A 23687-nucleotide genomic window follows, 5' to 3' on the forward strand; every position below is an offset into this window, starting at 1 on the left:
CCGTGTCACGTTCCGGGTACCTCGAGACTCGCCGGTTACACGTCCTCCGCCGCCGACAATCGAGCCAGAATCGTTTCAAGGTGGTCACGGGCCTGCGCGGGCGGCTGGCCGGACGCGTGCACGGCCTCGACGAGCCGGTCGGCCAGGTCGCGGAGCTTGACGTTGCTCTGCTGCGACACGCGGATGAGCAGCTCGAACGCGCCTGCCGAGTCGTGCCCGTACGCGAGCATGATCATGCCCTTGGCCTGCTCGATCGTGGCGCGCGAGGCCATCGCGCGCTGCAGCCCGGCCGCCTCGCCCGCCAGCTCGGACAGCTGCTCGGCCTCGCGGATCCGGGCCGTGGTGAGGTCGACGTAGTACCCGTGCACGCCGACGACCTCGCCGTCCTCCTCCTCGACGTCACCGACCACGACGACCGCGCGGGTGCTCTCGTCCGCGGCGAGGATGCGCTGCTGCGCGCTGAACGGCTGACCGGTGCGGCGGGCCTCGTCGAACACCGCCGCCAGCTGGCGCCGGTCGGTCGGGTGGCCGTGCTTGGTGACCAGGTCCAGGCCTGGTTCGACCGAACCGGGCTGGTAGCCGTACATCAGGTGGATCTCCGAGGACCAGGTCCACTTCGCGGCCCGGATGTCCCAGTGGTACATCCCGACCTGATCGGCGCTCTGGCCTGCGGGGAGGTCGGACAGGGGGTCCGGCTTCCGGGGCGTGGACATGGGTGTACGGCTCCTGCAGTGGAGTTGCTTCGAACACGGGTGCCACGCTGCTGGACAATCCCAGGGAGCCAGATCATAGCCGGGTGATCATCCGGGGCTACGCTCCGCTGTCCGGAAATTCTCGCGTGCCGCGTTCGTCACACCGAAGGCTTCAAGAGGATCTTGATCGCCCCGTCCTGCTTCTGCTGGAACATCCGGTAGGCGCGCGGCGCCTCCTCGAGCGGCAGCTTGTGGGTGGCGAGGTCCTCGACGCCGAGCGGGTCGGCGTCGTCGCTCACCAGCGGCAGCACGTCGTCGATCCACCGCCGCACGTTCGCCTGGCCCATCCGCAGCTGGATCTGCTTGTCGAACAGGTCCATCATCGGCATCGGGTCGAGCATGCCGCCGTAGACGCCGGACAGCGAGATCGTGCCGCCGCGGCGCACCGCGGCGATGGCCTGGTGCAGCACCGCGAGCCGGTCCACGCCGCCCTTCTCCATCAGCGGCGCGGCGATCTGGTCCGGCAGCAGCCCCACCATCTGGTGGGTGAGCTTGCCGAGCGGCGCGCCGTGGGCCTCCATGCCGACCGCGTCGATCGCCGAGTCTGCGCCGCGACCGCCGGTCATCTCCCGCACCACGCCCGGCACGTCCTTCACCGCCTTCGCGTCCACCGTGGTGAAGCCGTACCGCTCCGCCAGCGCCAGCCGCTCCGGCACCAGGTCGACGCCGATCACCTTGCCCGCGCCGCGGTGCGCGGCGATGCGGCAGGACATCTGCCCGATCGGGCCGAGCCCGAACACCACGACGCTGCCACCGTCGGGGATCCCCGCGTACTCGACGGCCTGCCAGGCGGTGGGCACGACGTCGGACAGGTAGACGAACCGCTCGTCGGTGGGGCCCTCGGGCACCTTGACCGGCCCGTAGTGGGCCTGCGGCACGCGCAGGTACTCGGCCTGACCACCGGGCACCTGCCCGTAGAGCTTGGTATAGCCGAACAGTGCGCCGCCCTTGCCCTTCTGGGTCACCTGGGTGGTCTCGCACTGCGACTGCAGGCCCTGGTCGCACATGAAGCAGTGGCCGCAGGAGATGTTGAACGGCACCACGACGCGGTCGCCAGGCTTGATGTTCGTGACCCCGGAGCCGACCTCCTCGACGATGCCCATCGGCTCGTGGCCGAGGATGTCGCCCTCGCCCATGAACGGCCCGAGCACCTCGTACAGGTGCAGGTCGGAGCCGCAGATGCCGGTCGAGGTGATGCGGACGATCGCGTCCGTGGGCTCCTCGATCCGCGGGTCCGGGACCTCGTCGACGCGGACGTCACGCTTGCCGTGCCAGGTAACAGCCTTCATGCCCGTTCGTGTGCCCGCACGACGAGCGGGAAAACATCTATCGGCCGAGCCAGCCGTGGTCGTGGACGAGTTCGAGGACGACGCGGCGCACCCGTAGGACCTCCTCGGCGGTGAGCGTCGGGACGCCGGTGAGCAGCGCCTCCGTCAGCTCGCCGCGGAAGTCGCGGGTCCCGTACGGGTCCTCGCCGTCGTCATCGCCGGCCTGGCGCACCAGCCGGATGCCCGACGCCTTGAGCCCGCGCTCGCCGTCCTCGACGGTGAACTCCACGACCACGCCGGGGGCGATGAGACGTTTGTCCACGTCGAGGTCGTTGACATGCATGAAGACGTCCTCGCCACCCCCTTCCGGCGCCACGAACCCGTACCCGCGCATGTCGTCGAAGCGGACGACCTTGCCCCTTACCACCAGCCACCCTCCCGGCGAAGTATCGCGCCAAAGTACGCCCCTGGCCGCGCCTGCACAACGTGCAAGTGTCACGGAGCGGAACTCCGGGTACCCGGACGGGTGGAGCCGGGTCCACTGTGGAGAGGTAACGGGATGAAACTGCTGTACAAACCGCTGAGCCTGGCCGTGAGCGCGCTCGGCGGGGTGCTCGCCGGGATGCTGTTCAAGCAGGCCTGGAAGGCGGCGACCGGCGAGGACGACGCGCCGGAGGCCACGTCGTCCGACTACTCCACCAAGGAGGTGCTCCTCGCGGCGGTGCTGCAGGGAGCGATCTTCGGCGGCGTCAAGGCCGCGGTGGACCGCGCCGGCGCCAAGGCGTTCACCAAGGCCACCGGCAAGAAGCTGAACTAGCTCCGCACGGCTCTGCGGGCGCTTTCGCCGAACATGGCGAGTGCGCGCAGGGCTGTGCCGAGTTCGGCGATGTCGGACGGGTCGCTCAATGACCTGCCCAACACGTCCGTGATGCGCTTCAACCGGTGCCGCACCGTGTTCGGGTGGCAGTAGACCCGCTCGGCGATCTGCTTGGTCGACCCGCCGCAGTCGAACCACGCGCGCAGCGTCAGCAGCAACACGTTGCCCTCCTCGCCGGGCAGCTCCAGGATCGGCCGCAGCACCTGGCCGGCCAGCTGCGCCGACGCCTCCGGGTCGCTCGCCACCAGCCCGGCCAGCGGCGACTCGTGGAACCGCGCCACGTCCTTCGTCCCCGCGGGCAGGCTCGACAGCGCGACCCGCGCGAGGTGCAGGGCGCGCGCGGTGTCGCCGAGGCCGGTGAACACCGGGCTCATCCCGACCCGGCCGCGCGGGTTCTCCCGCAGCAGCTCCAGCACCTGGTCCGGATCGCGCACCGACACGACCCCGATCTGCAACTCCGGCGTGAGCCGCCACGCCGACGCGTGGTGCCGCTCCCGCAGCCGGACCTCGATCAGCGGCAGCGCCTCCTGGCCGAGCCCGGGGGTTTCCGCGGCGACGACGACGAACGAGCCCTCTAGCGGCAGGTCAAGCATCCGCGCGATGTCCCACAGTGTGCCCTCGGTCGTGCTGCCGCCGGTGAACAGCGCCTCGACGAGCGCCAGCCTGCGGTTCTGCCTGGTGCGGCTGATCTCGGCCACCGTCGCGCGGTAGGTCGACGTGAGCTCCTCGATGTAGTCGTCCATCAGGTCCCAGATGGCGGTGGTCGCCGAGACCAGGGTGGCGACGTCCTGCGCGGGCGCGGTCAGCTCGACGAAGCACTGCCACACCTCGGTGAAACCGATGCGGAACGCGCGCAACATCTCCGGCAACGGCGCCCCCGCCAGCGCGCGCTCGCGCCCGGTCGCCCGCGCCTTGGACAGGTCGGGCGCGCCGGGCTCGGCCAGTGCGCGGACGAGGAACTGCAGGTTGTCCCGGCACGAGGCGAACAGGTCGGCGTGCGAGACGAACCGCTCCTCGCGGTAGACGGCCATCTCCTCGACGATCTGCTCGTAGGTCGCCTTGGTCATCTCCGGCAACCGCGTCATCGCCCGGCCGGCCAGGCCGGCCACCGCGGGTTCGGCGCCCGTGTACCTCATGAGATGTCCGTCCTCCCCGTCGAGGGCTCGCGAGTGGACATCTAACACGAAAGTGTCCAAGGTTGCGCATTGGCATGACACAGCCCCGCAATCGCGGCGGATTGCGGGGCTGTGTTGCCGCAAATGCGTTTCGCGCTTCACATCTTGGCGGCCGCGCTCTTCACCGCCTCGCGGATGCGGGAGTAGGTGCCGCAGCGGCAGATGTTGCGGATCTCCTCGAAGTCGGAGTCGCTGATCTCCCGTCCTTCGGCGCGGGCCTGCTTGACCTTGGCGATGGCCGCCATGATCTGGCCGGGCTGGCAGTAGCCGCACTGCGCCACGTCCCGGTCGATCCAGGCCTGCTGCATCGGGTGCAGCTCACCGGTGGCCGGGTCGGCCAGGCCTTCGATCGTGGTGATCTCGTCGTCCGGGCCGATCGCCGACACCGGGACCGAGCACGGGTTGAACGCCTTGCCGTTGATGTGGCTCGTGCACGCCTTGCACACGTTGATGCCGCAGCCGTACTTCGGACCGGTGATGCCGAGCAGGTCGCGCAGCACCCAGAGCAACCGGACCTTGTCGTCGGTGTCGACCGTGACCCGCGTGCCGTTGACCAGGAAAGTGTGTTGGGACAACGAAGGCTCCTCAGAACGTGTAGGCCAGGCCGTCGACCGGCGATTCGGGCACCGGCGGCACCTTCGGCTTCGGCTCGAAGCTCAGCGTGCCGTGGTTGATCGGGAAGCGGGTCGGCATCTTCCCCACCGCCCGGCCGTAGGCGCAGGCGGCCGCGGCGAACGAGCTGGCGACGGCCAGTTCGCCCGCGCCGCCGGGCTCACCGGTCGTGGCGGGCATGACCACGACCTCCATCTCCGGCGGCGTGTTCCACTGCCGGGTGTAGAAGTAGTTGTCCCAGCTCGCTTCCAGCGGCAGGCCGTTGTCGATGTGCAGGCTCGAGGTGAGCGCCATCGCGATGCCGTCGTTGACGCAGCCGATCGTCTGCGCCTCCAGGCCCTTCGGGTTGATCGGCAGGCCGGCGTCCACGACCGCGACGGCCTTGGTGACGCGCGGGCCGGCGACCCCGTTGCGGATCTTGCGGTTGACCGTCTCCGGGCGGCAGTCGATCTCCATCAGGACCGCGCTGACGCTCTTGTACTCGTGGTGCAGCGCGATGCCCTGTGCCGTGCCGGCGGGCATCTTCCGGCCCCAGTTACCGACCTCGGCGGCCTTGTCGAGGACCTTGCGGATGCGGTCGTCCTTGAGGAAGTTCCGGCGGAAGGTCAGCGGGTCCTGGCCCATCTTCGCGGCCAGCTGGTCGACGATCAGCTCGCGCGCGCAGACCACGTTCGGCGAGTAGACGTTGCGCATGCTGGAGGTGTGGAACTTCAGCGGCACCTCGTTGAGCAGCTGCGTGGCCGCGCCGAAGTTGTACGGCATCGACGTGGACAGCATGAACACCGTCTGGGAGAACCCGATGTCGCCGACCGGGAGCTTCGCCGCGACCGCGGTGAGGATCTCGCCTAGGCCGTGGCCGAAGTCGGTGGTGACGCTGGTGTGCCGCTGCTCGTAGCTGACGACGTTGCCGAGCGCGTGGTTGACCCGGACGCGGGAGATGCACATCGGGTGCGTGCGGCCGTGGCGGGCGTCGTCGGCGCGGTGCCACATGAGCTTGACGGGCTTGCCCATCTTCTTGGAGATCTCCGCGGCCTCGATCGCGGCGTCGCCGAACAGCTTGCGGCCGAAGGAACCGCCGCCGGTGACGACGTGCACCTTGACCGCCGGGATGGGCAGGCCGAGCTTGAGCGCGATCTGCTCCTGGGTGGTGATCGGCGACTTGAGGCCGGACCAGATCTCGGCGCGGTCGGCGCGCACGTCGGCGATGGCGCAGTTGGTCTCCAGCGCGCTGTTGCTGGCGAAGGCGAAGACGAACTCGGCGTCGATCGACTGGGTCAGCACCGGCGGCACGGTCATCGGGAGCGCGGCGGCGCGCAGCTTCTGCTCGACCGAGGCGTCGGTCTCACCGTCCACTGTGCCCGGTCCCCAGTCCACCTTGAGCGCCCGGATGGCGTCGATGCACTGCCCGAAGGTCTCGGCCCGCACGGCGACGCCGGTGGAGACGGTGGCGACGTCGGTGACGCCCGGCATCGCCTTCACCTCGGCGAGGTTGCGGACGGCCTTGACGGTGCCGTTGATCGTCGGCGGCCGGCAGACCATGGTCGGCTTGGCGTTCGGGACCTGGAGGTCCATGGTGAACTGCTTGCGCCCGGTGACCGCGTCGAGCGCGTCGATGCGGCCGGTGGGCTTGCCGATGATGCGGAACTCGGAGGTCTTCTTCAGCGTCGCGCTGGTTTCCTCGGTGCGGGCGCTGGCGGCGGCTTCGGCGAGCGAGCCGTAGGTCGCGGTGCGGCCGGTGGCGGAGCGGATGACGCCGTCGCGGGTGGTGAGCGTGGCGGCGTCGACCTTCCACTGCTCGGCGGCGGTGGCCAGGAGGCGGGCGCGCGCGATGGCGGCCGCGGTGCGGACCGGGGTGTAGAGGGAGCGCACCGAGTTGGAGCCCCCGGTGAGCTGGTTGAAGACCAGTTCGGGGCGGGCGTCGGCGAGGTTGACGCCCACCTTGCTCAGCGGCAGGTCCATCTCCTCGGCGATGAGCATCGCGATGGTGGTGGTGATGCCCTGTCCGACCTCGGCGCGCGGCACCGCGAAGGAGACCGTGTCGTCGCGGTTGAGCTGGATCGCGATGAGGTTGGAGGTCGGCATCGCCGCGAGCGTCAGGGCGTCGCCGAGGTCCAGGATGTCGGCGGCCCCGGGGAGGGTGGGGATCGCGGCTTCGGCCGGGGCCGGGGAGGCCAGATCACCGCCGAGCTTCGCCGCGACCGCGAGGGTGGGCGCCGCGAGGAGGTAGCCGAGGAACCGGCGCCGTTCCAGGGACGGAGCACCGTCCCCGGACGCGGGCGATCGCCGTTGATGCGCCATCGAGAGTGTCCTTCCGAGATCCACGTTGATCGCGGTCACGATAAGAATCGGGGTCGACGGTGGTCAACGATCCGTAGCCGTGCCGGGGCATCTCTGTGACCGGATGACAGTCTCGTACCACACAACTGTGACGCGGACACAGCCGAACGTCGTATCCGGTTGCGCCGGACGGCCCACTGATCGCGACGGTCGATCAATGGCTGGGGTGCGTGCCCGCGTTTGCGGCGAGAGAGGTAGCTGCGTCGGCGGACGAGGGGCCCTCTCGCGGGGTGCATGGCTGGGCTCCTCGCGTGGGCACGACCGGCCCACTCGCGCGGGCACGACTGGCCACCTCGCGCGTAGGAGCGCCGGCACCTCTCGCGTGGGCACGACCGGCCCACTCGCGCACACGACTGGCCACCTCGCAAGGGCACGGACGAGCCTCCCGCGCCTACACGACCGGCACTCTCACGCGGACACGACTAGCCACCTCGGGCAGACTCGACGCGCACACTCGCTCGGGCACGACCTGCACCCGCGCTCGGGCTCGACTGGCTACCTCGCAGGGGCACGGCTGGCCCTCCCGCGCGGGCGCGATCGGCACTCCCGCGCAGACGCGGCTGGCCACTCACGAGGGGACGACCGGCACTCTCACGAGGACGCGGCTGGCCGCTCACGAGGGCACGACCGGCCCACTCGCGCAGGCGGGACTGGCCCACTCACGAGGGCACGACCCGCCGCGCGGACACGACTGGCACCTCGCGAAGGCACGACGCGCGGCGCGGACATGAGTGGCGCTCTCGCTCGTGCACGAGTGGCCCACTCGCGCCTGCACGATTGACCCCTTCGCCCGAGCCCGACTGAACCCCTCGCCCGAGCCCGACTGAACCCCTCGCCCAAGCCCGAACGCGGGTCCCTCGCGCCCCCGCAACCCGCCCCCGCAGCCCCACGACGAGCCCTCCGCACGCCGCGGCCGGTCCCCTCGCGCCCCGCGACCGGCCCTCCGCGCCCCGCGACCGGCCCCTCGCACCCCCACGACCGGCCCCCTCGGCACACCTCAGCCCCGCCACACCCCCACCCCACCCCGCACCAAACGAGGGCGGAGGCCCCCAGCCCCCGCCCTCGTCCGCACGAACCTCAGTCCGCCGAGTGCATGATCACGCCACGGATGTTCTTGCCGTCGCGCAGGTCCTGGTAGCCCTCGTTGACCTCTTCGAGCGAATAGCGCTTCGTGACCAGCTCGTCGAGCTTCACGTGCCCCGCCTGGTAGAGGCGCAGCAGCCGGACGATGTCGTACTGCGGGTTGGCCGATCCGAACAGCGTGCCCTTGACCGTCTTCTCGAACAGGGTCATCACGCCGCCGGACAGGTGCACCGTCAGCTTCTCCGGGTTGGCCAGTCCGGTGATGACGACCGTGCCGCCCTTGCCGATCACGTTGAACGCGTCGGTCACGACCTGCTCGTCCACGGTGCCGACGGTGATCAGCGCCTGGTCGGCCATCTGGCCCCAGGTCAGCTCCGCCACCTTCGCCGCCGCCTCGTCGGCCGAGGCGAACGCGTGCGTGGCGCCCAGTTCCAGCGCCTTTTCGCGCTTGAACGCGACAGGGTCGACCGCGATCACGTTCGCGGCGCCGGCGTGCGCCGCGCCCTGTACCGCGTTGATGCCGATCCCGCCGATTCCGTACACGACGCACGTGTCGCCCGCGCGCACGCCGCCCGCGTAGTTGGCCGACGCCCAGCCGGTCGGCACACCGCAGCCCACCAGCACCGCGGTCTCCAGCGGCAGCCAGTCGTCCACCTTCACCACGGAGTGCTGGGAGATCGTGGCGCGCTCGGAGAACGTGCCGAGCATGCACATCGCACCGTAGTCGGTGCCGCCGCGGTGGAAGCGGAAACTGCCGTCCGGCATGCCACCGTCGAGGATCGTCGCGCCCATGTCGCACAGGTTCGACCGGCCGGTGGCGCAGTAGCGGCACGTGCCGCAGTTCGGGATGAACGAGCACACCACGTGGTCACCGGGCTTGACCTTGGTGACGCCCGGCCCGACGTCTTCGATGACGCCGGCGCCCTCGTGCCCGCCCACGATCGGGAACCGCGGCACGAGGTCGTTGTCGATCAGGTGCAGGTCCGAGTGGCACAGCCCGGCGGCCGTGTACTTGATCAGGACCTCACCTTCGCGTGGGCCGTCGAGCTCGAGTTCCTCGATCTCGAACGGCTTGCCCGCGGAGTGCAGGACAGCGGCCTTGGTCTTCACACCGATCACCTCTTTGTGACAGGGGTCTCATGCACCGACTGCTACATGATGCCATCCTTGGCCACCGCCGCGGCAGCTTCAAGTAGACCGTCCGCCCATCGACGGAGGGTCGCGCGCCCCGCTTCCGCGGTCGCCCCCGCGGGGTCACCCAGCACCCCGTTCGGGCTCACCCCACGCACACCTTCGTCACGCAACCGGCCTATCAGCTCGGGCAACGGCCGCGTCGCCCCGGCTTCGAACCTGTTCACGCGCACGGCTTCCGGACGCAACGCGAGCATCACCGAGGTCTCCAACCGCCCGGCGTGCGTGTCGTCGGCCGGACCGTCCGGGCACCACGCGCGCACGTTCCGGCCCTCGTAACGCAGTTTCGCCACCGCGCGGCGCAACGGGACCGCGTTGCCACCGTGCGCGCACACCAGCAGCACCCCGGCGAACGCGTCGGCGGAGCGCACCAGCTCGACCACGAGGAGTTCCGTGACTTCCTGACCGATCGACAGCGTGCCGGGAAAACCGGCGTGCTCCCCGCTGGAACCGTAGGGCAGCGGGGGCGCGACGACCACCTCCGGACAGGCCTCGGCGAGGCGGCGGCACAACTCGACGGCGATCTCGGTGTCCACCGTGTACGGCAGGTGCGGACCGTGCTGCTCGGTGGCGCCCAGCGGCACGGCCAGCAGGCGGCGCTCACCGAGTTCGGGCCACGCGACGTCGGCGAGGTTCACAGCCGTTTCCGGATCGAGGCAGTGCCGCGCAGCGGCTCCGGTGAGGGTGGCGGTGGGCGACGGGTGGGCCAGTTTGACAGGTCGGGAATCAGCGGGCCGGGTTCCTCCTCGCGCAGGCAGCCGCGCCAAACCCCGGTGCCGTAAGCGAAATCGTCCGCGGCGCGGGCCAGCAGCCAGCGCAGCGGATCGATGTCCGGCCGGGTGCGGGCCCAGTCGAGGAGGTGGCGCGCATAGGCCAGGGCGAGGACGCGACGACCGCGCCGGGACAGCGCCAGCAACGGGACCGCGGCCGGGCCCCACGCCCCGGTGAGCGCATCGGCCAGGTACCGGCCCGCCGCGACGTGCCCGCGCAACGCGATGCCGAGTGCCTCCTTCGACGGCACGTCAAGGGGTTTCAGCTTGCGCGGCAACAGGGCCGCGGTGCCGAGCCCGATCGCCACAGCGGTTTTCGGCCGCCCGGCGGCCAGCGCGAGCCAGGCCAGCGCGGTCCAGCCGGACACCCGGACCGGCGCGAGCGCCTGCCGCCCGTGGCGTTTCGCGAGCGGCGCGGCGGACGTGCCGTAGTCGTGGCGCTGCTTCAGCCAGGCGCGCCACGTCGTCCGCGGCTCGTGCACCACTTCGGACTCCGGCTCGTAACGCACGGATCCGCCGGCGTCGACGAGGCGCCAGATCAGGTCGACGTCCTCGCCGAACCGCAGGTCCTCGTCGAAGCCGTGGATCGCCTGCAGCGCCGAGGTTCGCACGACGAGCGCGGCGGTGGGCAGGTAGGTGATGCGGCCGCGCGGCCGGACCTGCGCCGGGGTGGCGCCCATGTCCAAAGAGGACAGCAGCCGTTCGTACCGGGACAGCGTGCCGTCGCCAGGCGCGCTGCGCACCCGCGGCGCGACGGCCACCACGGCCGGGTCCTCGAACTGCGCCAGCAGCGGCCCGAGCCAGCCCGGCTCGGGGCGGGTGTCGGCGTCGAGGAAGGCGACCAGCTCGGTGGTCACCTTGCGCCAGCCGGTGTTGCGCGCCGCCGCCGGTCCACGTGCGACGGGGTGCCGGTCGACCGCGTGCGGCACCGGCACCGCCGACCCGTCGTCGACGACGAGCGTCTCGCGCACGTCGGTCAGGCGCGACAAGAGCCCGGTGAGGCGGTCCGCGTGGTCGCGGACCGGGACCACGACGGTGACGTCCTGCGGCGTGAGCTTCGCCTCGGGGTAGATGGGGTGGACCATCCCGGCGAGGGTGAGCTTTTCCGCCAGCCGACGGTGGTGCGGTCTGTCGCCGACAGGTGTACCACTGGCCCACTGGGCGAACAGGCGCGCGCCGGTGGCGGACAGCTTGATGATCCGCAGCGGCGAGCCGCCGACGAGGACACGCCCGCCGGCGACGGCCTTGGTGGAGGGGTCCAAGCGCAGCACCGTCATGCCGTGAAACCCCCGTCCGCGTGGACGACCGTGCCGGTGACGGCGCTCGCGTCCGGGCCGCACAGCCAGCAGACCGCGGCCGCCACCTCCTCGGGTTCGAGCAGCCGCTCGGCGAGCTGGTGCTGGGCGAACTCCTCGACGTCGTCCAGGTCGTAGAGCGCGGCGGTGGCCTGCAGCATCGGCGTCCGGGTGGAGCCGGGTGAGACGGCCGTCGCGGTGACGCCGGTGCCGCGCAGGTCCGTCGCGAGGCCGCGGATGAGCCCGACGACCGCGTGCTTGGCGGCGTTGTATCCGGCCAGCCGCCAGAGCCCGGTGTGCGCGGCGGCCGAGGCGAGGGCGACGAACCGTCCGGTGCGCGGCTGCGGGCGGCGCAGCAGGGCGGGCACCGCGGCGCGGGCGAGGTGGAAGACGCCGTCCACACCGGCGCCGAACAACGATTCCCACTCGGAATCGGTGGTCTCCCAGAGCGGCCGCCCGCCCGCCATGACCGCCGCGGCGGCGACAGCGGCGTCCAGCCCGCCGAACTCACGCTCGGCGACGGCGACGGCCTCGTCGAGGGCCCGCTGGTCACGTACGTCGGCGCCGAAGTCGAGCACCTGGCCCGGCCACTTCGCGGCGACCTCGGCGAGCTGCTCCCGCCGCGCCAGCGGGTAACCCACCTCCGGGTCGTCGTCGGCGACGTCCACGGCGACGACGCGCCAGCCCTCGCCCGCGAGCCGGTGCACGACGGCCGCCCCGATCCCCCGACCGGCTCCCGTCACGAGGGCGACGCGGGGGGTCACGTGATCATCTCCACGAGCGGAGCCTGCCAGCTGCCCGCTCACGACGACACCACCCACCCGGTGACAACCCGGCCGCGAGCGGCCACCCGAGTGGCCGTGGCGTGCTGCGGCGCCGCGCCGACCGCCCGCCCACGAGCCGCCCCTCGACCAGCCGCACCGGCCACAAGGACAGCGCACACCCGGCGACCCTGCCCAGCGGCCCCATCCCCCACAGCACTCACCCACCGCGGTGCCGCGTGCGGCACCGCGCCGACTGTCCGTCCGCGGGCCGCCCCTCGACCAGCCACGCCGCTCACAACGCCACCCCCGCTCGATGGCCCTCCACCACCGCCGCGTGCGCGCGTCTCGGGGTCACGCAGTCGCCGGCGCGCAGGACCGGGAACGGCGCCTCCCGCAGCGCGTGCCACAGCCCGTCCTCCGGTTCCTGGTGCGTCGCGCACACCACCCAGTCGCAGCGGACCTCCGTGGTCTCGCCGGTCGTGTGCTTCAACATCCGCAACGCCACGCCCCCATCCTCCGTCGCCGCGGCGCCGAGCACCATCTCGTCCGTCCGCTCCGCGATCCCGAGCGCGTGCGCCCGCCGCCCGAACAGCTCCCGGTCCAGCGTCAGCCCCAGGTCCTGCCCGACGACCATCCCGGGCGTCGACAACGTCACCCGGCAGCCCCGCCGCGCCAGCAGCTCCGCCACCGACGTCGCCGGGTGGAAGCCGACCTCGTCGATCACCACCACCGCGCCGGACGGCGAGACACCGCCCAGCACCTCCCGCGCGTGCACCACCCGCGGCAGGACCGCCCACTCCGGTAGCACCGGCCGGGCGCCCGTCGCCAGCACCACGGCATCCGGCGCCTCGTCCAGCAGAAACGAAGCCGTCACCGCAACACCGGTCGCCAAGTCGACACCGGCGTCACGGCACTCGGTCAGCAGGTTCCGCACCAGGTCACCCAGCTCGCCCCGGCCCGGCGCGGTCGCGGCCAGCGCGATCTGCCCGCCCACCTCGCCGCGCTCGAACACCGTCACCCGGTGCCCCCGGCCGGCCGCAGTCGCCGCGGCCTGCAGCCCGGCCGGGCCGGCACCGACGACCAGCACCCGCTTGGGGCGCGGCCCGGGCGGCGGCAGCGGCACCGCCTCCCGCCCGGCACGCGGGTTCTCCACGCACCCGAGCCACCGGTTGAGACCCATCCGCCCGACGCACTCCTGGTTGCAGGACAGGCAGGTCCGCACCTCCCGCCCGGCCCGCGCCTTCGCCGCGAACGACGGGTCGGCGATCTGCCCGCGCACCACGCCGACGAGGTCGCACCGCCCCTCGGCCAGCGCGCGCTCGGCCTCCTCCGGCGACTTGATCCGCCCGATGCCCACCACTGGCACCCCCGCCGCGCGCCGCAACGCTTCAGACACCGGCAACGCATACCCCCGCGGGACCGCCATCGACGGTTCGACCATGTACAGCGTCGAGGTCGCGACTCCGATCGAGGTGTTCAGGTAGTCGATGTCCGGCGAGATCATCCGTGCCACCTCGGCCGCCTCGGCCGGCGTGATGCCGCCCTCGACCAGGTCGTCGCCGGAGAGCCGCACCCCCAGCGCACGCTCGGGGCCGATCGCCGCGCGCACCGCCGCGACCACCTCCCGCAGGAACCGCGCGCGGTTGGGCAGCGGGCCGCCGTAGTCGTCGGTCCGCAGGTTCGCCGCGGGCGCCAGGAACCCGCGCAGCAGCGACGACTGCGAGCACTGGATCTCCACGCCGTCGAACCCGCCTTCGGCGCAGTGCCGCGCGACCCGCCCGTACCCGGCGACCACCTCGGCGATCTCCGCGACGGTCATCGCCTTGGGCACCTCGCGGAACAGCGGGTCCGGCACCGGGGACGGCGCCCACACCGCCCGCCGCGAGTACATCGACGACGCCTGCCCGCCGTTGTGGTTGAGCTGCGCGAAGATCGGCACCCCGTGCGCGTGCACGGCGCTGGTGATGCGGCGGTAACCGGGCACGACCTCCGGCCGGTACCCGTGGATCACCTTCTCGTAGGGCCAGTCCGAGGGGTGCACGACGTGCTCCTCGGAGATGATCAGCCCGGCGCCGCCCGCGGCCCGCGCGGCGTAGTAGGCCGCGTGCTGCTCGGTGGGCAGGTTGCCGGTGGCGTAGTTGGTCAGGTGCGCGGCGAACACGATCCGGTTGCGCACCTCGACCGGCCCCAGCCGCAACGGTTCGAACAGCAGGCTCACAACGCCACCGCCGCGCGACGGCCGTCCAGCACGGCCTCGTGGATCGTCCGGGGCGCCACCGCGTCACCGACCGCGGCCCCGGGCAGCGCGGCCTCCGGCAGCCGATGTCCACAGTGGACCACGGTGGCGCACGGCAGCTCCCGGCACTCCCCGGTGAGCACGTCCTCCACCACCACGTGGTCCCGCCGCGCCACCCGCAGGCGCGATCGCTTCGCCAGCTCCACCCCGGCCCGCTGCAGGCGCGCGTTCACCGCGGCGACGTCCCGCACCTGGGTCGCGATCACCGGATCCGGGCTGACGATCGTCACCGAGCGCCCGGCGGCCAGCAACTCGGCGGCCCCCGCGCCGGTCCAGTCGCCGAGCGGGTCGTGCACCACGACCGGCCCGTCCGGCAGCTCGGCGCCACCCAGCACGGCGGTGACGTCGAGCACCCGGCCGCCCTCGACGGAGTAGTCCCGCGGGCCGGGCCTGCTACCGGTCGCCACGACCACCGGCCGCCCGTCCGCCGCGACGGCCTCCACGCCGGTCGTGATCCGCACGCCCAGCCGCCGGACCTCGGCCTCCAGCCAGTCCACGAGCCGCGCCAGCCGGTCCCGCCCGGGAAGCCGCGCCGCGACGCGCGCCATCCCGCCGAGGCGGTCGTCGCGCTCGGTCAGCTCGACGTCGAAACCCCGTAGGGCGAGCACCCGCGCGGCTTCCAGCCCGGCCGGGCCGCCGCCGGCCACCAGCACCTCCCCGGAACCCGGGCGCGGCAGCGGATCCTCGGTCTCGTGCCCGCTGCGCGGCTCGCCGATGCAGCTAACGACCGGGTTCCGCGAGTCCCGCACCCGGCACTTCTGGTTGCACAGCACACACGGCCGCGGTCGCGTCCCGGCCCGCACGTGGCGCACCAGGTCCGGATCGGCGATCTGCGCGCGGGTCATCTCGACCAGCCCGGCGAAGTCCAGCGCCCACTCCGCGAGCGCCGGATCCACCACACTGCCCTGCAACACCGTCAAGGCGCGCCCGGAAAACGCCCGGCACAGGTCGACGTTGAAGCCCGGTTCGGTGCGTGCGTCCGGCCGGGCGTCGGCGAACGCGGAACCCCGCACCGGCACCAGGTAGTCGATCCCGGCGGGCACGGGCGCGGTCTCCGGCGTGATCCCGCCCCACGGCGCACCTTCGTCGCACGCCAGCCGCAGCCCGAGGATGCGGTCCCCGATCGCCTCCCGAACGGCGGCGACTACCCCACGCAGCAGCATTCCCCGGTCGCCGTAGGCGTCCGTGCGCCGGTTGGTCAGCCCGGAACAGAACTGCCGCAGCAGCGAATACTGCCCGGCATCGATCTCCACACCGTCCACACCGGACTCGGCGGCGAGCGCCGCCGCGGCGCGGAACCCGGCGATCAGCTCCGCGATCTCCGGAGCCTCCATCTCCATCGGCAGTTCACGGCTCACCGGGTCCGGCACGCGCGACGGCGCCCACAACGCGGACTGGTGGTAGGCCGACGAACCCTGCCCACCGGCATGCCCGAGCGAGGCGACCACGACCGTCCCGTGTGGACGGCACGCGTCCACGATGGACGCCCACCCCGGACCGCACTCCGCGGCCAGCGGCGCGCGCTCGTACGGCCAGTCGGAGGGGTGCACGCTCGCCGTCTCGGTGACGACGATCCCGGCGCCGCCCTCGGCCCGCCGCCGGTAGTAGGCGACGTGCCGCTCGGCGAGCGCCCGCCCCCGAGCCAGGTTCGTTTCGTGCGGACCGAAGAGGACCCGGCTCGGGGCGGTGCCGCCGCCGACCCGGACGGGGCCGGCGAGCCTGCTCATCGTCCTGGCTGGAACCCCGCGAGCGGGCTGGTGTCGCAGGCCCGGTCGGGCCGGACGCTGCCCTCGGGCGGGCCGAACCCGATGCTGACCGGCACCTTGCTGGTCTTGCGGCTCTGGCGGGTCTTGCGGTGCGAGTGGTCGATGTGCGACCGCGGCGCCCCGCTGACCCCGGCCAGCGCCAGTTCCCCGTGCCCCTTCACGCATTCCGGATCGGGACCGTCCAGCGGGAGGCCGGTGAAGAACTTCGCCGCCATGCACCCGCCCTGGCAGGCGTCGTAGGCCGAACAGGACGTGCATGCGCCACCGGCCTGCGGGCCGCGCAGCCGCTCGAACAGCTCGGAGGTGTTCCACACGCCGGCGAACCCGCCCTCGTCGCGGACGTTGCCCGCGAGGAACTCCTCGTGGATCGCGAACGGGCAGGCGTAGACGTCGCCGACCGGGTCGATCAGGCACACCACCCGGCCCGCGCCGCACAGGTTCAGGCCCGGCAGCGGGTCCGACCCGAGCGCGTTGAGATGGAAGAACGAGTCGCCGGTGAGGACCTTCTCGCCGTTGGCGATCAGCCAGTCGTAGAGCTGCAGCTGCTGTTCGGCGGTCGGGTGCAGCTCGTCCCAGGTGTCCGCGCCGCGGCCGGACGGGCGCAGCCGCGTGATGCGCAGCTGGGCGCCGTAGGTGTCGGCGATGGCCTTGAACTCGTCGAGCTGGCCGACGTTGTGCCGGGTCATCACGACGGAGAGCTTGAAGTCGCGGAACCCGGCGTCCTTCAGGTTCCGCATCGCCCGGATCGCGGTGTCGTAGGAACCCGGGCCGCGGACGTAGTCGTTGACCTCGGCGGTCGCACCGTCCAGGGAGATCTGCACGTCCACGTAGTCGGTGGCGGCGAGCCACCGCGCCCGCTCCGGGGTGAGCTTCACGCCGTTGGTGGAGAACTTCACGCCCACCTGGTGGTCCACCGCGTACTCGACGAGTTCCCAGAAGTCGGCGCGGACGGTGGGCTCGCCGCCGCCGATGTTGACGTAGAAGACCTGCATGCGCTGCAGCTCGTCGATGACGGCCTTGCACTCCGCGGTGCTCAGCTCCCGCGGGTCACGGCGGCCCGACGAGGACAGGCAGTGCACGCACGAGAGGTTGCAGGCGTAGGTCAGTTCCCAGGTCAGGCAGATGGGCGAGTTCAGCCCCTGCTTGAAGTGTTCGACGAGCTTCATCGCACGCCCTTCTCAGTGGTTCAGCGCGGTTCGATCGTGCCGTTCTCGGCGAGTCCGGCCAGCGCCTTCAGGTAGGCCGGGCGCTGGTCGCCGGGGACGCCGGCGGCGTCGAGGGTGGTGTGCACGTCGGGCTGGTCCCCGAGCGTGCGCACCACCTCGACCAGGATCTTCGTCTTCAGGAACGAAAGCCTCCGGGTGCCGAAGTCGTAGGCGAGCGCCCCGAACGGTTCCGGTCGCAACGCGACGCGGGGGGAGCACCGGTAGGCCTGGTCCGGATCGAACACGGTCAGTAGACGCCGCACATGCCGTCGATGGAGACCTCTTCCACGAGCAGGTCCTCCTCGACGAGCGAGTCTTCCACGGCGGGGGCGACGTTCTTGGCCTCGGACATGGGATGCTCCCTTCGGCGATGGGCCGCTCCGGTGCGGCCGCGCTTCTCGGACAATAATGGCACCGAGTGCCGAATGGAAGAGGGATGACCGAAAAGGCGGATCCGGCCCCCCGGGCGGGACGCAAGCCGATCACGTCGCGCGCCGAAGTCGAGCACGTGGCGTTCGAACTGTTCGCCAGCCGCGGGTTCGACCGCACGACGATCGACGACATCGCGAAGGCCGCAGGCATCGGGCGGCGCACGTTCTTCCGCTACTTCCCGTCGAAGAACGACATCGCCTGGGGCGACTTCGACGGCCAGCTGGACAAGATGCGCAAGCGCCTCGCGTCCTACCCGCCGGACCGCCCGCTGCCCGGCGTGCTGAGGGAGGCGCTGGTGGACTTCAACCGGGTCGACCCGTCCGAGGCGGTGTGGCACCGGCAGCGGATGGAGCTGATCCTGACCACGCCGGCGCTGCAGGCCCACTCGACGCTGCGGTACGCGGACTGGCGGCAGGTGATCGCGGAATTCGTCGCGGGACGACTCGGGGTGGCCGCCTCGGCGCTCGCCCCGCAGACCGTGGCCTACACCGCGCTGGGCATCGCGCTGGCCGCGTACGAGCAGTGGCTGCGCGACCCGCGCGCCGACCTCGCCGAGCTGATGGCCGCCGGGGTGGACCAGCTGACCGAGACGCTGGTGCCCGGGGCGCGCTCATAGGCGCCGGCCCGGGGACTGCAGAACTCGCGCTCGGGGGCGTGAGTTCTGCGTTCAGGGGTGTGAGTTCCTCAGTCGGCCACCAGGTTCAGCAGCGTCGCCGGGCCGAGGACGCTCGCGCCCTCCGCCGTCACCCGCGCCCGCAGCTCGCGGTCGGCCGTCACCACCACCACGTGGTCGTCCGGGCGGGCGTCGCGCGTTTTGCGGACGCTTTCCACGATCTGGGAGTCGCCGTCGCGGACCGCGGCGATCACCTCGACCTCGTCGGCCGGGGGCACGTCCCTCGCCTGGCCTTCGACGACCATCTGCACCCGCGGCCACCACGACCAGTCCGCCCCACCGAGCCCGACGTCCGCGCTGCGCACCCCGTCGCGCGCCAGCCCGGACAACCGGTCCCGCAGCCGCTCCGCCGCGCCTGCCCGGTCCCGCCACCAGCCGTCCGGCCGGGAGCCGACCACGTTGGCCGCGTCGACGACCAGCACCAGCTCACGACCGACCTGGGCGTGCAGCGCCGGCCAGGCCGCCGCGAAGTCGGCGTGCAGCGGGAACGAGCCGACCTCGTCCGGCGGCACCCACCGCAGCTCGGCGCTCTCTTCGTTGACCACCCGCTCCCGCACCGGGTGCCGGGTGTTCGCCAGGACCGTCGTGTAGCTCCAGCCGCCGTGGTCGACCACCGACTCCGCGGTGGGCCGCACCGCGGCGGACGGCACCGCGGCCTCCTCCGCCGCCTCACGCGTCGCGGCCTCACGCGCGGACTCGTGACCGCGGCGCGCGCCGCCGGGCAGCGCCCACGTCTCGCCGTGGTGCGTCCACCAGGCCCGATGCTGCAGCAGCACACCCCGCTCGGGATCGGTCAGCAGCAGGCCCGCGGCGCCGAAGAGGCCCCAATGCCGGTGGCCGCGCTCGCAGTACACGAAGCCGTCGCCGTCATCAGGGGTCATCGTTCCAGCTTGTCATACCGCCGTCGCTTCGAGCGCGAGCGTGGCGGCCCCGACCAGCGCGGCGTCGTCGCCCAGCTGCGCGGTGCGGATGCGCGCGAGCGGCCGGTGCCTGCCGCCGGTGATCGCGGCCGCGTAGTGCTCGCGGGCCTCGTCGAGGAACAGCGGCGCCGACTCCGACACCCCGCCCGCGATCACCACGATCTCCGGGTCGAACACGTCCGCGACCAGCGCCAGCCCCTCGCCGAGCCACTTCGCCAGCTCGGCCACCGCCCGCTGCGCGATCGGGTCGCCGTCGCGCGCCGCCCCGGCCACCCGGCGACCGGTCAGCGCGCCGGGGTCCAGCCCGATGTCCCTGGACAGGACCGTGGACGTGCCCGGGTACCTGGCCAGCAGCTCGATCGCGGTCGCGGCCAGCGCCGTGCCGCTGCAGTAGCGCTCCCAGCAGCCGTACTTGCCGCACGGGCACGCCCGCCCATCCGGCACCACCGTCAGGTGCCCGAGCTCCGGGGCGACTCCGTTCGCGCCCCGGTACAGCTCGCCGTCCAGCAGCAGCCCCGCGCCGATCCCGGTGCCGATCGCGACCAGCGCCGCGACCCCGGCCCCGCGCGCGGCGCCGAAGCGGTGCTCGCCGACCGCGGCGGCGTTCGCGTCGTGCTCCAGCGTCACTGGCAGGCCGACGCGCTTGGCGATCCGGTCCGCCACCGGCACGTGCCGCCACGCCAGGTGCGGCGCGAACATCACGGTGCGCCGGTCGTTGGCGATGAACCCGGCGACCGCCAGGCCCACCCCGGCGACGTCGTCGTGCCGGTTGCGCAGCTCGTCGATCACGCCGGTGATGGCGTCTTCGAGCGCGTCCTCGGCGGCCGGCGTGCCCGCCCGCGCGGTGTCCAGGATCGAGCCGTGCTCGTCCACCACGCCGGCACGGACGCTCGTGCCGCCGACGTCCAGGCCGATCGCGTGCACTAGCCCTCCCGCCACTGCACGGGAATGCGCTGCACCCGGCCGGAGTCCGGCTGCGGCCGCGGCGGCGGCTGGAACCCGGGCATGTGCACGCCCTCCTGCGGCTCCCACCGGTCGGCCAGCACGGCCCGCAGCAACGCGATGATCTGCGCCGCCTGCTCCAGGACGCGGGCGACGAACTCGGGCTTCTCACCGCGCACCACAGCGACCACGGCGCACAGCGGGCACCAGCCGCAGTCGCCGCCGTCCTCGGGCTTGTCGGCGGTGCCGTGCCCGGCGGCGACCACGCCGTCCAGCCAGGGCGCCGCGCGTTCGACGACCATCTCGACGAGCAGCCGGATCTCCTCGGCCAGGCTCGCCGCGGTCACGCCTTCGGTCGTCATCGGTCCTCCCCCGGCTTGGTGAGCGAGACGACGAGACCGTCCGCATCGGACTCGGCGCCGGTGATCCGGCACGGGCGCAACGACTCCGGCAGCGCCACCAGGCGGCGGAACCCGTCGACGGTGACGGCCAGGTCGTCGTCGACGCGCGCCAGCTCCAGCCCGGCCCCGCGGTCCAGCGGCAGCGCCAGACGCAGCCGGTACCCACCGTCCACTTCGGTCACATGCAGCAGCGGCGCGGAGGTGGATCCCTTGCCCTCCAGCGGGTCACGATCGCCGTACAGCTCGGTGGCGATCTCCCGTAGCGCGGGCAGCCCGACCGGCTCGGCGGCGCGGTGCTCCACCCTGGCCAGCTCCCACGTCAGCTCGCTCAGCACCTCGTCCTGCTGGCGGCGGCGGGTGCGCATCCAGTTCGCCGCCGCCCCACGCCACACGCCGGGCGCGGGCATCAGGCGGTTCACGATCAGCCCGTCGACCCGGATCCCGCGCAGCGCGAGCGAGCTCAGGGTGCGGCGCGCCTCGGCGACCACGACCCGCTCCGGCGTCAGCACCAGCCGCACGGTGGTGACGGCCGGATCGGTCAGCAGGTCGCGCAGCGCCGAGACGTGCGCCGCGAGGTCACGCACCGACCGGGCCAGCCCACGGGAGCCGGTGAGCGTGAGCTGCCAGCCGAACACCTTGTCGAGGTACCCGGCCACGGCCTCGGGAAGCGCGAGCAGCCGCAGCGTTTCCGCGGTCGGCCCGCAGTCGACCACCACGACGTCCCAGCGGCCGGCCTCGGCAAGCCGCTGCACCTCGGTGAGCGCGAGTAGCTCGTCCACGCCGGGCAGGACGCTCAGCTCCTCGGCGTCCAGCGCGTCCACCCCGGCGCCCGCGAGCGCGCCCTTGAGCCTGCCGCGCAGGTCCTGCCAGATGTCGTCGACGAGGCCGCGCGAGTCGACCTGCGCGCCGTGCAGCCGGGTGTCCACGTCGGACGGTTCGCGGCCGAGCCGCTGGCCGAACGCGTCGGCCAGGGAGTGCGCCGGATCGGTGGACACGACCAGCGTCTTGTACCCGCGGGCGGCCAGGCCCGCCGCCGTCGCCGCGGCGAGCGTCGTCTTGCCGACGCCTCCCTTGCCGGTGAACAGCAGCAGCCGGGTCATAGGCCGTCCCGCCCTCAGGCGAGGTCCTCCACGCGGCGCTTGAGCTCCTTGAGCGCGGTGTCCATGACCATCTTCTCCGCCTTGCGGCGCAGCAGCCCGATCATCGGCAGCACCAGCTCGACCGACAGCGTGTAGGTGACCCGCGTGCGGTTCCCGACCGCCTCCAGCTCGTAGCGGCCGTCCTGCGCCTTCTGCATCTGCCCGCGCACCAGGTGCCAGCTGACCGACCGGCCGTCGGCGGCCCAGTCGTACTCCAGCGTGTAGACGTCCTTGATCGGGCCGGCGTCCAGGGTCAGCTTGACCTGCTTGGGACGGCCCGCGTCGTCGGTGGCGAGCACCTCGGTCTCCCGGACCTGCTTGGCCCATTCCGGGTACGACGCGAAGTCCGCGATCACCGCCATGACCTTCTCCGGCGGCGCGTCGACCTCGATGGACTGCGTGGACTGGTCGGCCATGGCGGAGAGGTTACCGCCTGGCCCGCGTCACCACCTCAGGACGTACGGGCGCCCGGTGACCTTGAAGTGGCCGACGTTGCGGCACTCGGTGCGGCCCACCCGCAGCCGGGCCGACAGCGGCTGGTGCACGTGGCCGAACAGCGACCACCGCGGCTGCTCCGCGTAGACCAGCCCGCGCAGGGCCGACGAGCCCAGCTCGTGCCGCCGGGCGACCACGTCGTAGGTCAGCTCGGGCAGCGCGGGCGGCTGGTGGGTGCAGAGCACGTCGATGTCGGTGAGCTTGCCCACCGCCTCGTCGAACTCCTCCTGCGTGCGCAGGTAGGGCCGCCACACCGGGTTGGACCGGCGGATCGTGGCCCCGGCCGGCAGCACCACGCCGCCCGCGAACCCGAACCGCAGGCCGCCGATCTCGACGATCTCGCCCTCGACCAGCCGCACGTCGTCACCGGCGAACTCGGGCCACAGGTCCGGCGAGTCGACGTTGCCCGCGATCGCGTAGGTCGGGGCGGTCATCGCCGCGAACATCGCCGCATACTGCTCGCGCACGGCCTCCTCGACGGCGGCGGCCGGGTCGTCCAGGCTCGACCACAGGGACTTCGAGAAGGCGATCGACTCCTCGCGGGTGCCCTCGCGGCGCAGCCGGGCGAACGTGGCGACCTTCTCGGGGCCGAACAGCGTGCCGAGGATGCCCTGGTCGTGCTGGTGGTAGTCGACGAAGTCGAGCAGGTCCCCGAGGACGATCAGCGCGTCCGCCCCCTCACCGGCCCTGGCCAGGGCTTCCGTGTTGCCGTGGACGTCCGAGACGACATGAACGCGCATGATGACCTAGTTTACGGAAAATTCCAGCAGGACCCGCGTGCCGGTGCCGGTAGCGGCGCAAGCTGACAGCGGGGTCAAGCGCTTCGTGGGGGAATCCCAGGCTCGCGCCCGTCCTCCAGGACCTCCTTCAGGCCCAGCGCCACTGCCTTGGCCGCGCGCGCCCGGCGGTCGAACTCGCGGCGCAGCTGCCGGGGGCTCATTTCCCCGGCCGGGCTCGCGCGCAGGAAGTAGTGCAGCAGCGTGCCGTCCAGCGTGCGCTCGAGCCAGACCTCCATCGTGCCGACCAGCGCGCCGCGGACGGTCCAGCGCAGGCCCTCCTCGCCGCGGTCGGTGTAGACCTCGAGCACCAGGTCGGGCCAGTACCGCCGCCACGCGGCCGGATCGGCGAACACCGCCGCCACGGTGCCGGGCGGCACCGCGATGAAGGTCTCGTCGACGATGTCGATGCTGGGCGGCGCACCGTTGAGCGTGCTCACGCCCAGCAGAATGTCATGCCCGTGTTACCGGCGGTCCGACCCCTTGGTCGTAAGGTGTCACCGACGCTAAGTTGTGAC

At 72.4% G+C, this 23687-nt stretch carries 24 protein-coding genes; 2 read left to right on the top strand and 22 right to left on the bottom strand.

The features are described 5' to 3' along the window. Positions 1 to 35: 35 nt before the first annotated feature. From AMETH_RS24675 to AMETH_RS24685, 3 genes are all read right to left on the bottom strand, one after another. The gene (locus AMETH_RS24675) at positions 36 to 713 is read right to left on the bottom strand and encodes a PAS and ANTAR domain-containing protein (RefSeq protein WP_017983850.1); all 678 of its coding nucleotides are present in this window, start codon (positions 711 to 713) and stop codon (positions 36 to 38) included. Positions 714 to 850: 137 nt separating this feature from the next. Then, on the bottom strand, positions 851 to 2041 hold the full coding sequence (locus AMETH_RS24680; RefSeq protein WP_017983851.1) for a zinc-dependent alcohol dehydrogenase: 1191 nt from the start codon (positions 2039 to 2041) through the stop codon (positions 851 to 853). Between the two features lie 37 nt (positions 2042 to 2078). Next, complete coding sequence (locus AMETH_RS24685; protein WP_017983852.1) at positions 2079 to 2447, bottom strand: cold-shock protein; 369 nt, start codon at positions 2445 to 2447, stop codon at positions 2079 to 2081. Between the two features lie 132 nt (positions 2448 to 2579). On the opposite strand from AMETH_RS24685, the gene AMETH_RS24690 reads away from it, so the two are divergent. Further along, positions 2580 to 2837 carry a DUF4235 domain-containing protein gene (locus tag AMETH_RS24690; RefSeq protein ID WP_017983853.1) on the top strand — a complete coding sequence of 86 codons (258 nt, stop codon included), beginning with the start codon at positions 2580 to 2582 and terminating at the stop codon, positions 2835 to 2837. Here AMETH_RS24690 and AMETH_RS24695 read toward each other — a convergent pair. From AMETH_RS24695 to mftA, 12 genes are all read right to left on the bottom strand, one after another. Then, positions 2834 to 4033, bottom strand: a complete 1200-nt coding sequence (locus AMETH_RS24695; protein WP_017983854.1) for a PucR family transcriptional regulator — start codon at positions 4031 to 4033, stop codon at positions 2834 to 2836. The genes AMETH_RS24690 and AMETH_RS24695 overlap by 4 nt on opposite strands. A 137-nt stretch (positions 4034 to 4170) precedes the next feature. Further along, positions 4171 to 4647 (bottom strand): (2Fe-2S)-binding protein, encoded by a 477-nt coding sequence (locus AMETH_RS24700; RefSeq protein ID WP_017983855.1) that lies wholly within the window; start codon positions 4645 to 4647, stop codon positions 4171 to 4173. 10 nt (positions 4648 to 4657) lie between these two features. After that, a complete protein-coding gene (locus tag AMETH_RS24705; protein ID WP_017983856.1) occupies positions 4658 to 6982 on the bottom strand; it encodes a molybdopterin cofactor-binding domain-containing protein in 2325 nt (774 codons plus the stop codon). Positions 6983 to 8098: 1116 nt separating this feature from the next. After that, positions 8099 to 9214: an NDMA-dependent alcohol dehydrogenase gene (locus tag AMETH_RS24710; protein ID WP_026153336.1), complete on the bottom strand. Its 1116-nt coding sequence runs from the start codon at positions 9212 to 9214 to the stop codon at positions 8099 to 8101. A 41-nt stretch (positions 9215 to 9255) separates the two neighbouring features. Further along, positions 9256 to 9933 (bottom strand): mycofactocin biosynthesis peptidyl-dipeptidase MftE, encoded by a 678-nt coding sequence (gene mftE, locus AMETH_RS24715; RefSeq protein ID WP_017983858.1) that lies wholly within the window; start codon positions 9931 to 9933, stop codon positions 9256 to 9258. Then, positions 9930 to 11342 (bottom strand): mycofactocin biosynthesis glycosyltransferase MftF, encoded by a 1413-nt coding sequence (gene mftF / locus AMETH_RS24720; protein WP_017983859.1) that lies wholly within the window; start codon positions 11340 to 11342, stop codon positions 9930 to 9932. Before mftF ends, mftE begins: the two co-directional genes overlap by 4 nt. Next, positions 11339 to 12124, bottom strand: a complete 786-nt coding sequence (locus tag AMETH_RS24725) for a mycofactocin-coupled SDR family oxidoreductase (protein ID WP_017983860.1) — start codon at positions 12122 to 12124, stop codon at positions 11339 to 11341. Before AMETH_RS24725 ends, mftF begins: the two co-directional genes overlap by 4 nt. 292 nt (positions 12125 to 12416) lie before the next feature. Further along, the gene (locus tag AMETH_RS24730) at positions 12417 to 14342 is read right to left on the bottom strand and encodes a mycofactocin system FadH/OYE family oxidoreductase 2 (protein WP_017983861.1); all 1926 of its coding nucleotides are present in this window, start codon (positions 14340 to 14342) and stop codon (positions 12417 to 12419) included. Continuing rightward, positions 14339 to 16147 carry a mycofactocin system FadH/OYE family oxidoreductase 1 gene (locus tag AMETH_RS24735; RefSeq protein WP_017983862.1) on the bottom strand — a complete coding sequence of 603 codons (1809 nt, stop codon included), beginning with the start codon at positions 16145 to 16147 and terminating at the stop codon, positions 14339 to 14341. The genes AMETH_RS24730 and AMETH_RS24735 overlap by 4 nt, the downstream gene beginning before the upstream one ends. Beyond that, on the bottom strand, positions 16144 to 17352 hold the full coding sequence (gene mftC, locus AMETH_RS24740; RefSeq protein WP_017983863.1) for a mycofactocin radical SAM maturase: 1209 nt from the start codon (positions 17350 to 17352) through the stop codon (positions 16144 to 16146). Before mftC ends, AMETH_RS24735 begins: the two co-directional genes overlap by 4 nt. Before the next feature lie 20 nt (positions 17353 to 17372). Beyond that, the gene (mftB, locus tag AMETH_RS24745) at positions 17373 to 17654 is read right to left on the bottom strand and encodes a mycofactocin biosynthesis chaperone MftB (RefSeq protein ID WP_017983864.1); all 282 of its coding nucleotides are present in this window, start codon (positions 17652 to 17654) and stop codon (positions 17373 to 17375) included. Further along, positions 17639 to 17743, bottom strand: coding sequence for a mycofactocin precursor MftA (mftA, locus tag AMETH_RS24750; RefSeq protein ID WP_017983865.1), 105 nt, complete (start codon positions 17741 to 17743; stop codon positions 17639 to 17641). Before mftA ends, mftB begins: the two co-directional genes overlap by 16 nt. 84 nt (positions 17744 to 17827) lie before the next feature. Here mftA and mftR point away from each other — a divergent pair, with 84 nt between their 5' ends. Then, positions 17828 to 18439 carry a mycofactocin system transcriptional regulator gene (gene mftR / locus AMETH_RS24755; protein ID WP_017983866.1) on the top strand — a complete coding sequence of 204 codons (612 nt, stop codon included), beginning with the start codon at positions 17828 to 17830 and terminating at the stop codon, positions 18437 to 18439. Positions 18440 to 18507: 68 nt separating this feature from the next. Here the strand turns inward: mftR and AMETH_RS24760 are convergent, their stop codons facing one another. The 7 genes from AMETH_RS24760 to AMETH_RS24790 all read right to left on the bottom strand — a co-directional run bounded on the left by AMETH_RS24760 (position 18508) and on the right by AMETH_RS24790 (position 23609). Next, positions 18508 to 19377, bottom strand: coding sequence for an NUDIX domain-containing protein (locus AMETH_RS24760; protein ID WP_017983867.1), 870 nt, complete (start codon positions 19375 to 19377; stop codon positions 18508 to 18510). Positions 19378 to 19389: 12 nt separating this feature from the next. Next, positions 19390 to 20325 carry an ROK family protein gene (locus AMETH_RS24765; protein ID WP_026153337.1) on the bottom strand — a complete coding sequence of 312 codons (936 nt, stop codon included), beginning with the start codon at positions 20323 to 20325 and terminating at the stop codon, positions 19390 to 19392. Positions 20326 to 20339: 14 nt separating this feature from the next. After that, positions 20340 to 20720, bottom strand: coding sequence for a hypothetical protein (locus AMETH_RS24770; protein WP_017983869.1), 381 nt, complete (start codon positions 20718 to 20720; stop codon positions 20340 to 20342). Continuing rightward, positions 20717 to 21859, bottom strand: a complete 1143-nt coding sequence (locus AMETH_RS24775; protein WP_017983870.1) for an ArsA family ATPase — start codon at positions 21857 to 21859, stop codon at positions 20717 to 20719. The genes AMETH_RS24770 and AMETH_RS24775 overlap by 4 nt, the downstream gene beginning before the upstream one ends. Positions 21860 to 21873: 14 nt before the next feature. Then, positions 21874 to 22314 (bottom strand): SRPBCC family protein, encoded by a 441-nt coding sequence (locus AMETH_RS24780; RefSeq protein WP_017983871.1) that lies wholly within the window; start codon positions 22312 to 22314, stop codon positions 21874 to 21876. A 27-nt stretch (positions 22315 to 22341) separates the two neighbouring features. Then, entirely contained in the window at positions 22342 to 23133 is a 792-nt protein-coding gene (locus tag AMETH_RS24785) for a metallophosphoesterase family protein (RefSeq protein WP_017983872.1), read from the bottom strand. A gap of 74 nt (positions 23134 to 23207) precedes the next feature. Next, positions 23208 to 23609 (bottom strand): hypothetical protein, encoded by a 402-nt coding sequence (locus AMETH_RS24790; RefSeq protein ID WP_017983873.1) that lies wholly within the window; start codon positions 23607 to 23609, stop codon positions 23208 to 23210. Positions 23610 to 23687 lie beyond the last annotated feature (78 nt).

The sequence above is a fragment of the Amycolatopsis methanolica 239 genome, assembly GCF_000739085.1.
Taxonomy (GTDB): Bacteria; Actinomycetota; Actinomycetes; order Mycobacteriales; family Pseudonocardiaceae; genus Amycolatopsis_E; species Amycolatopsis_E methanolica.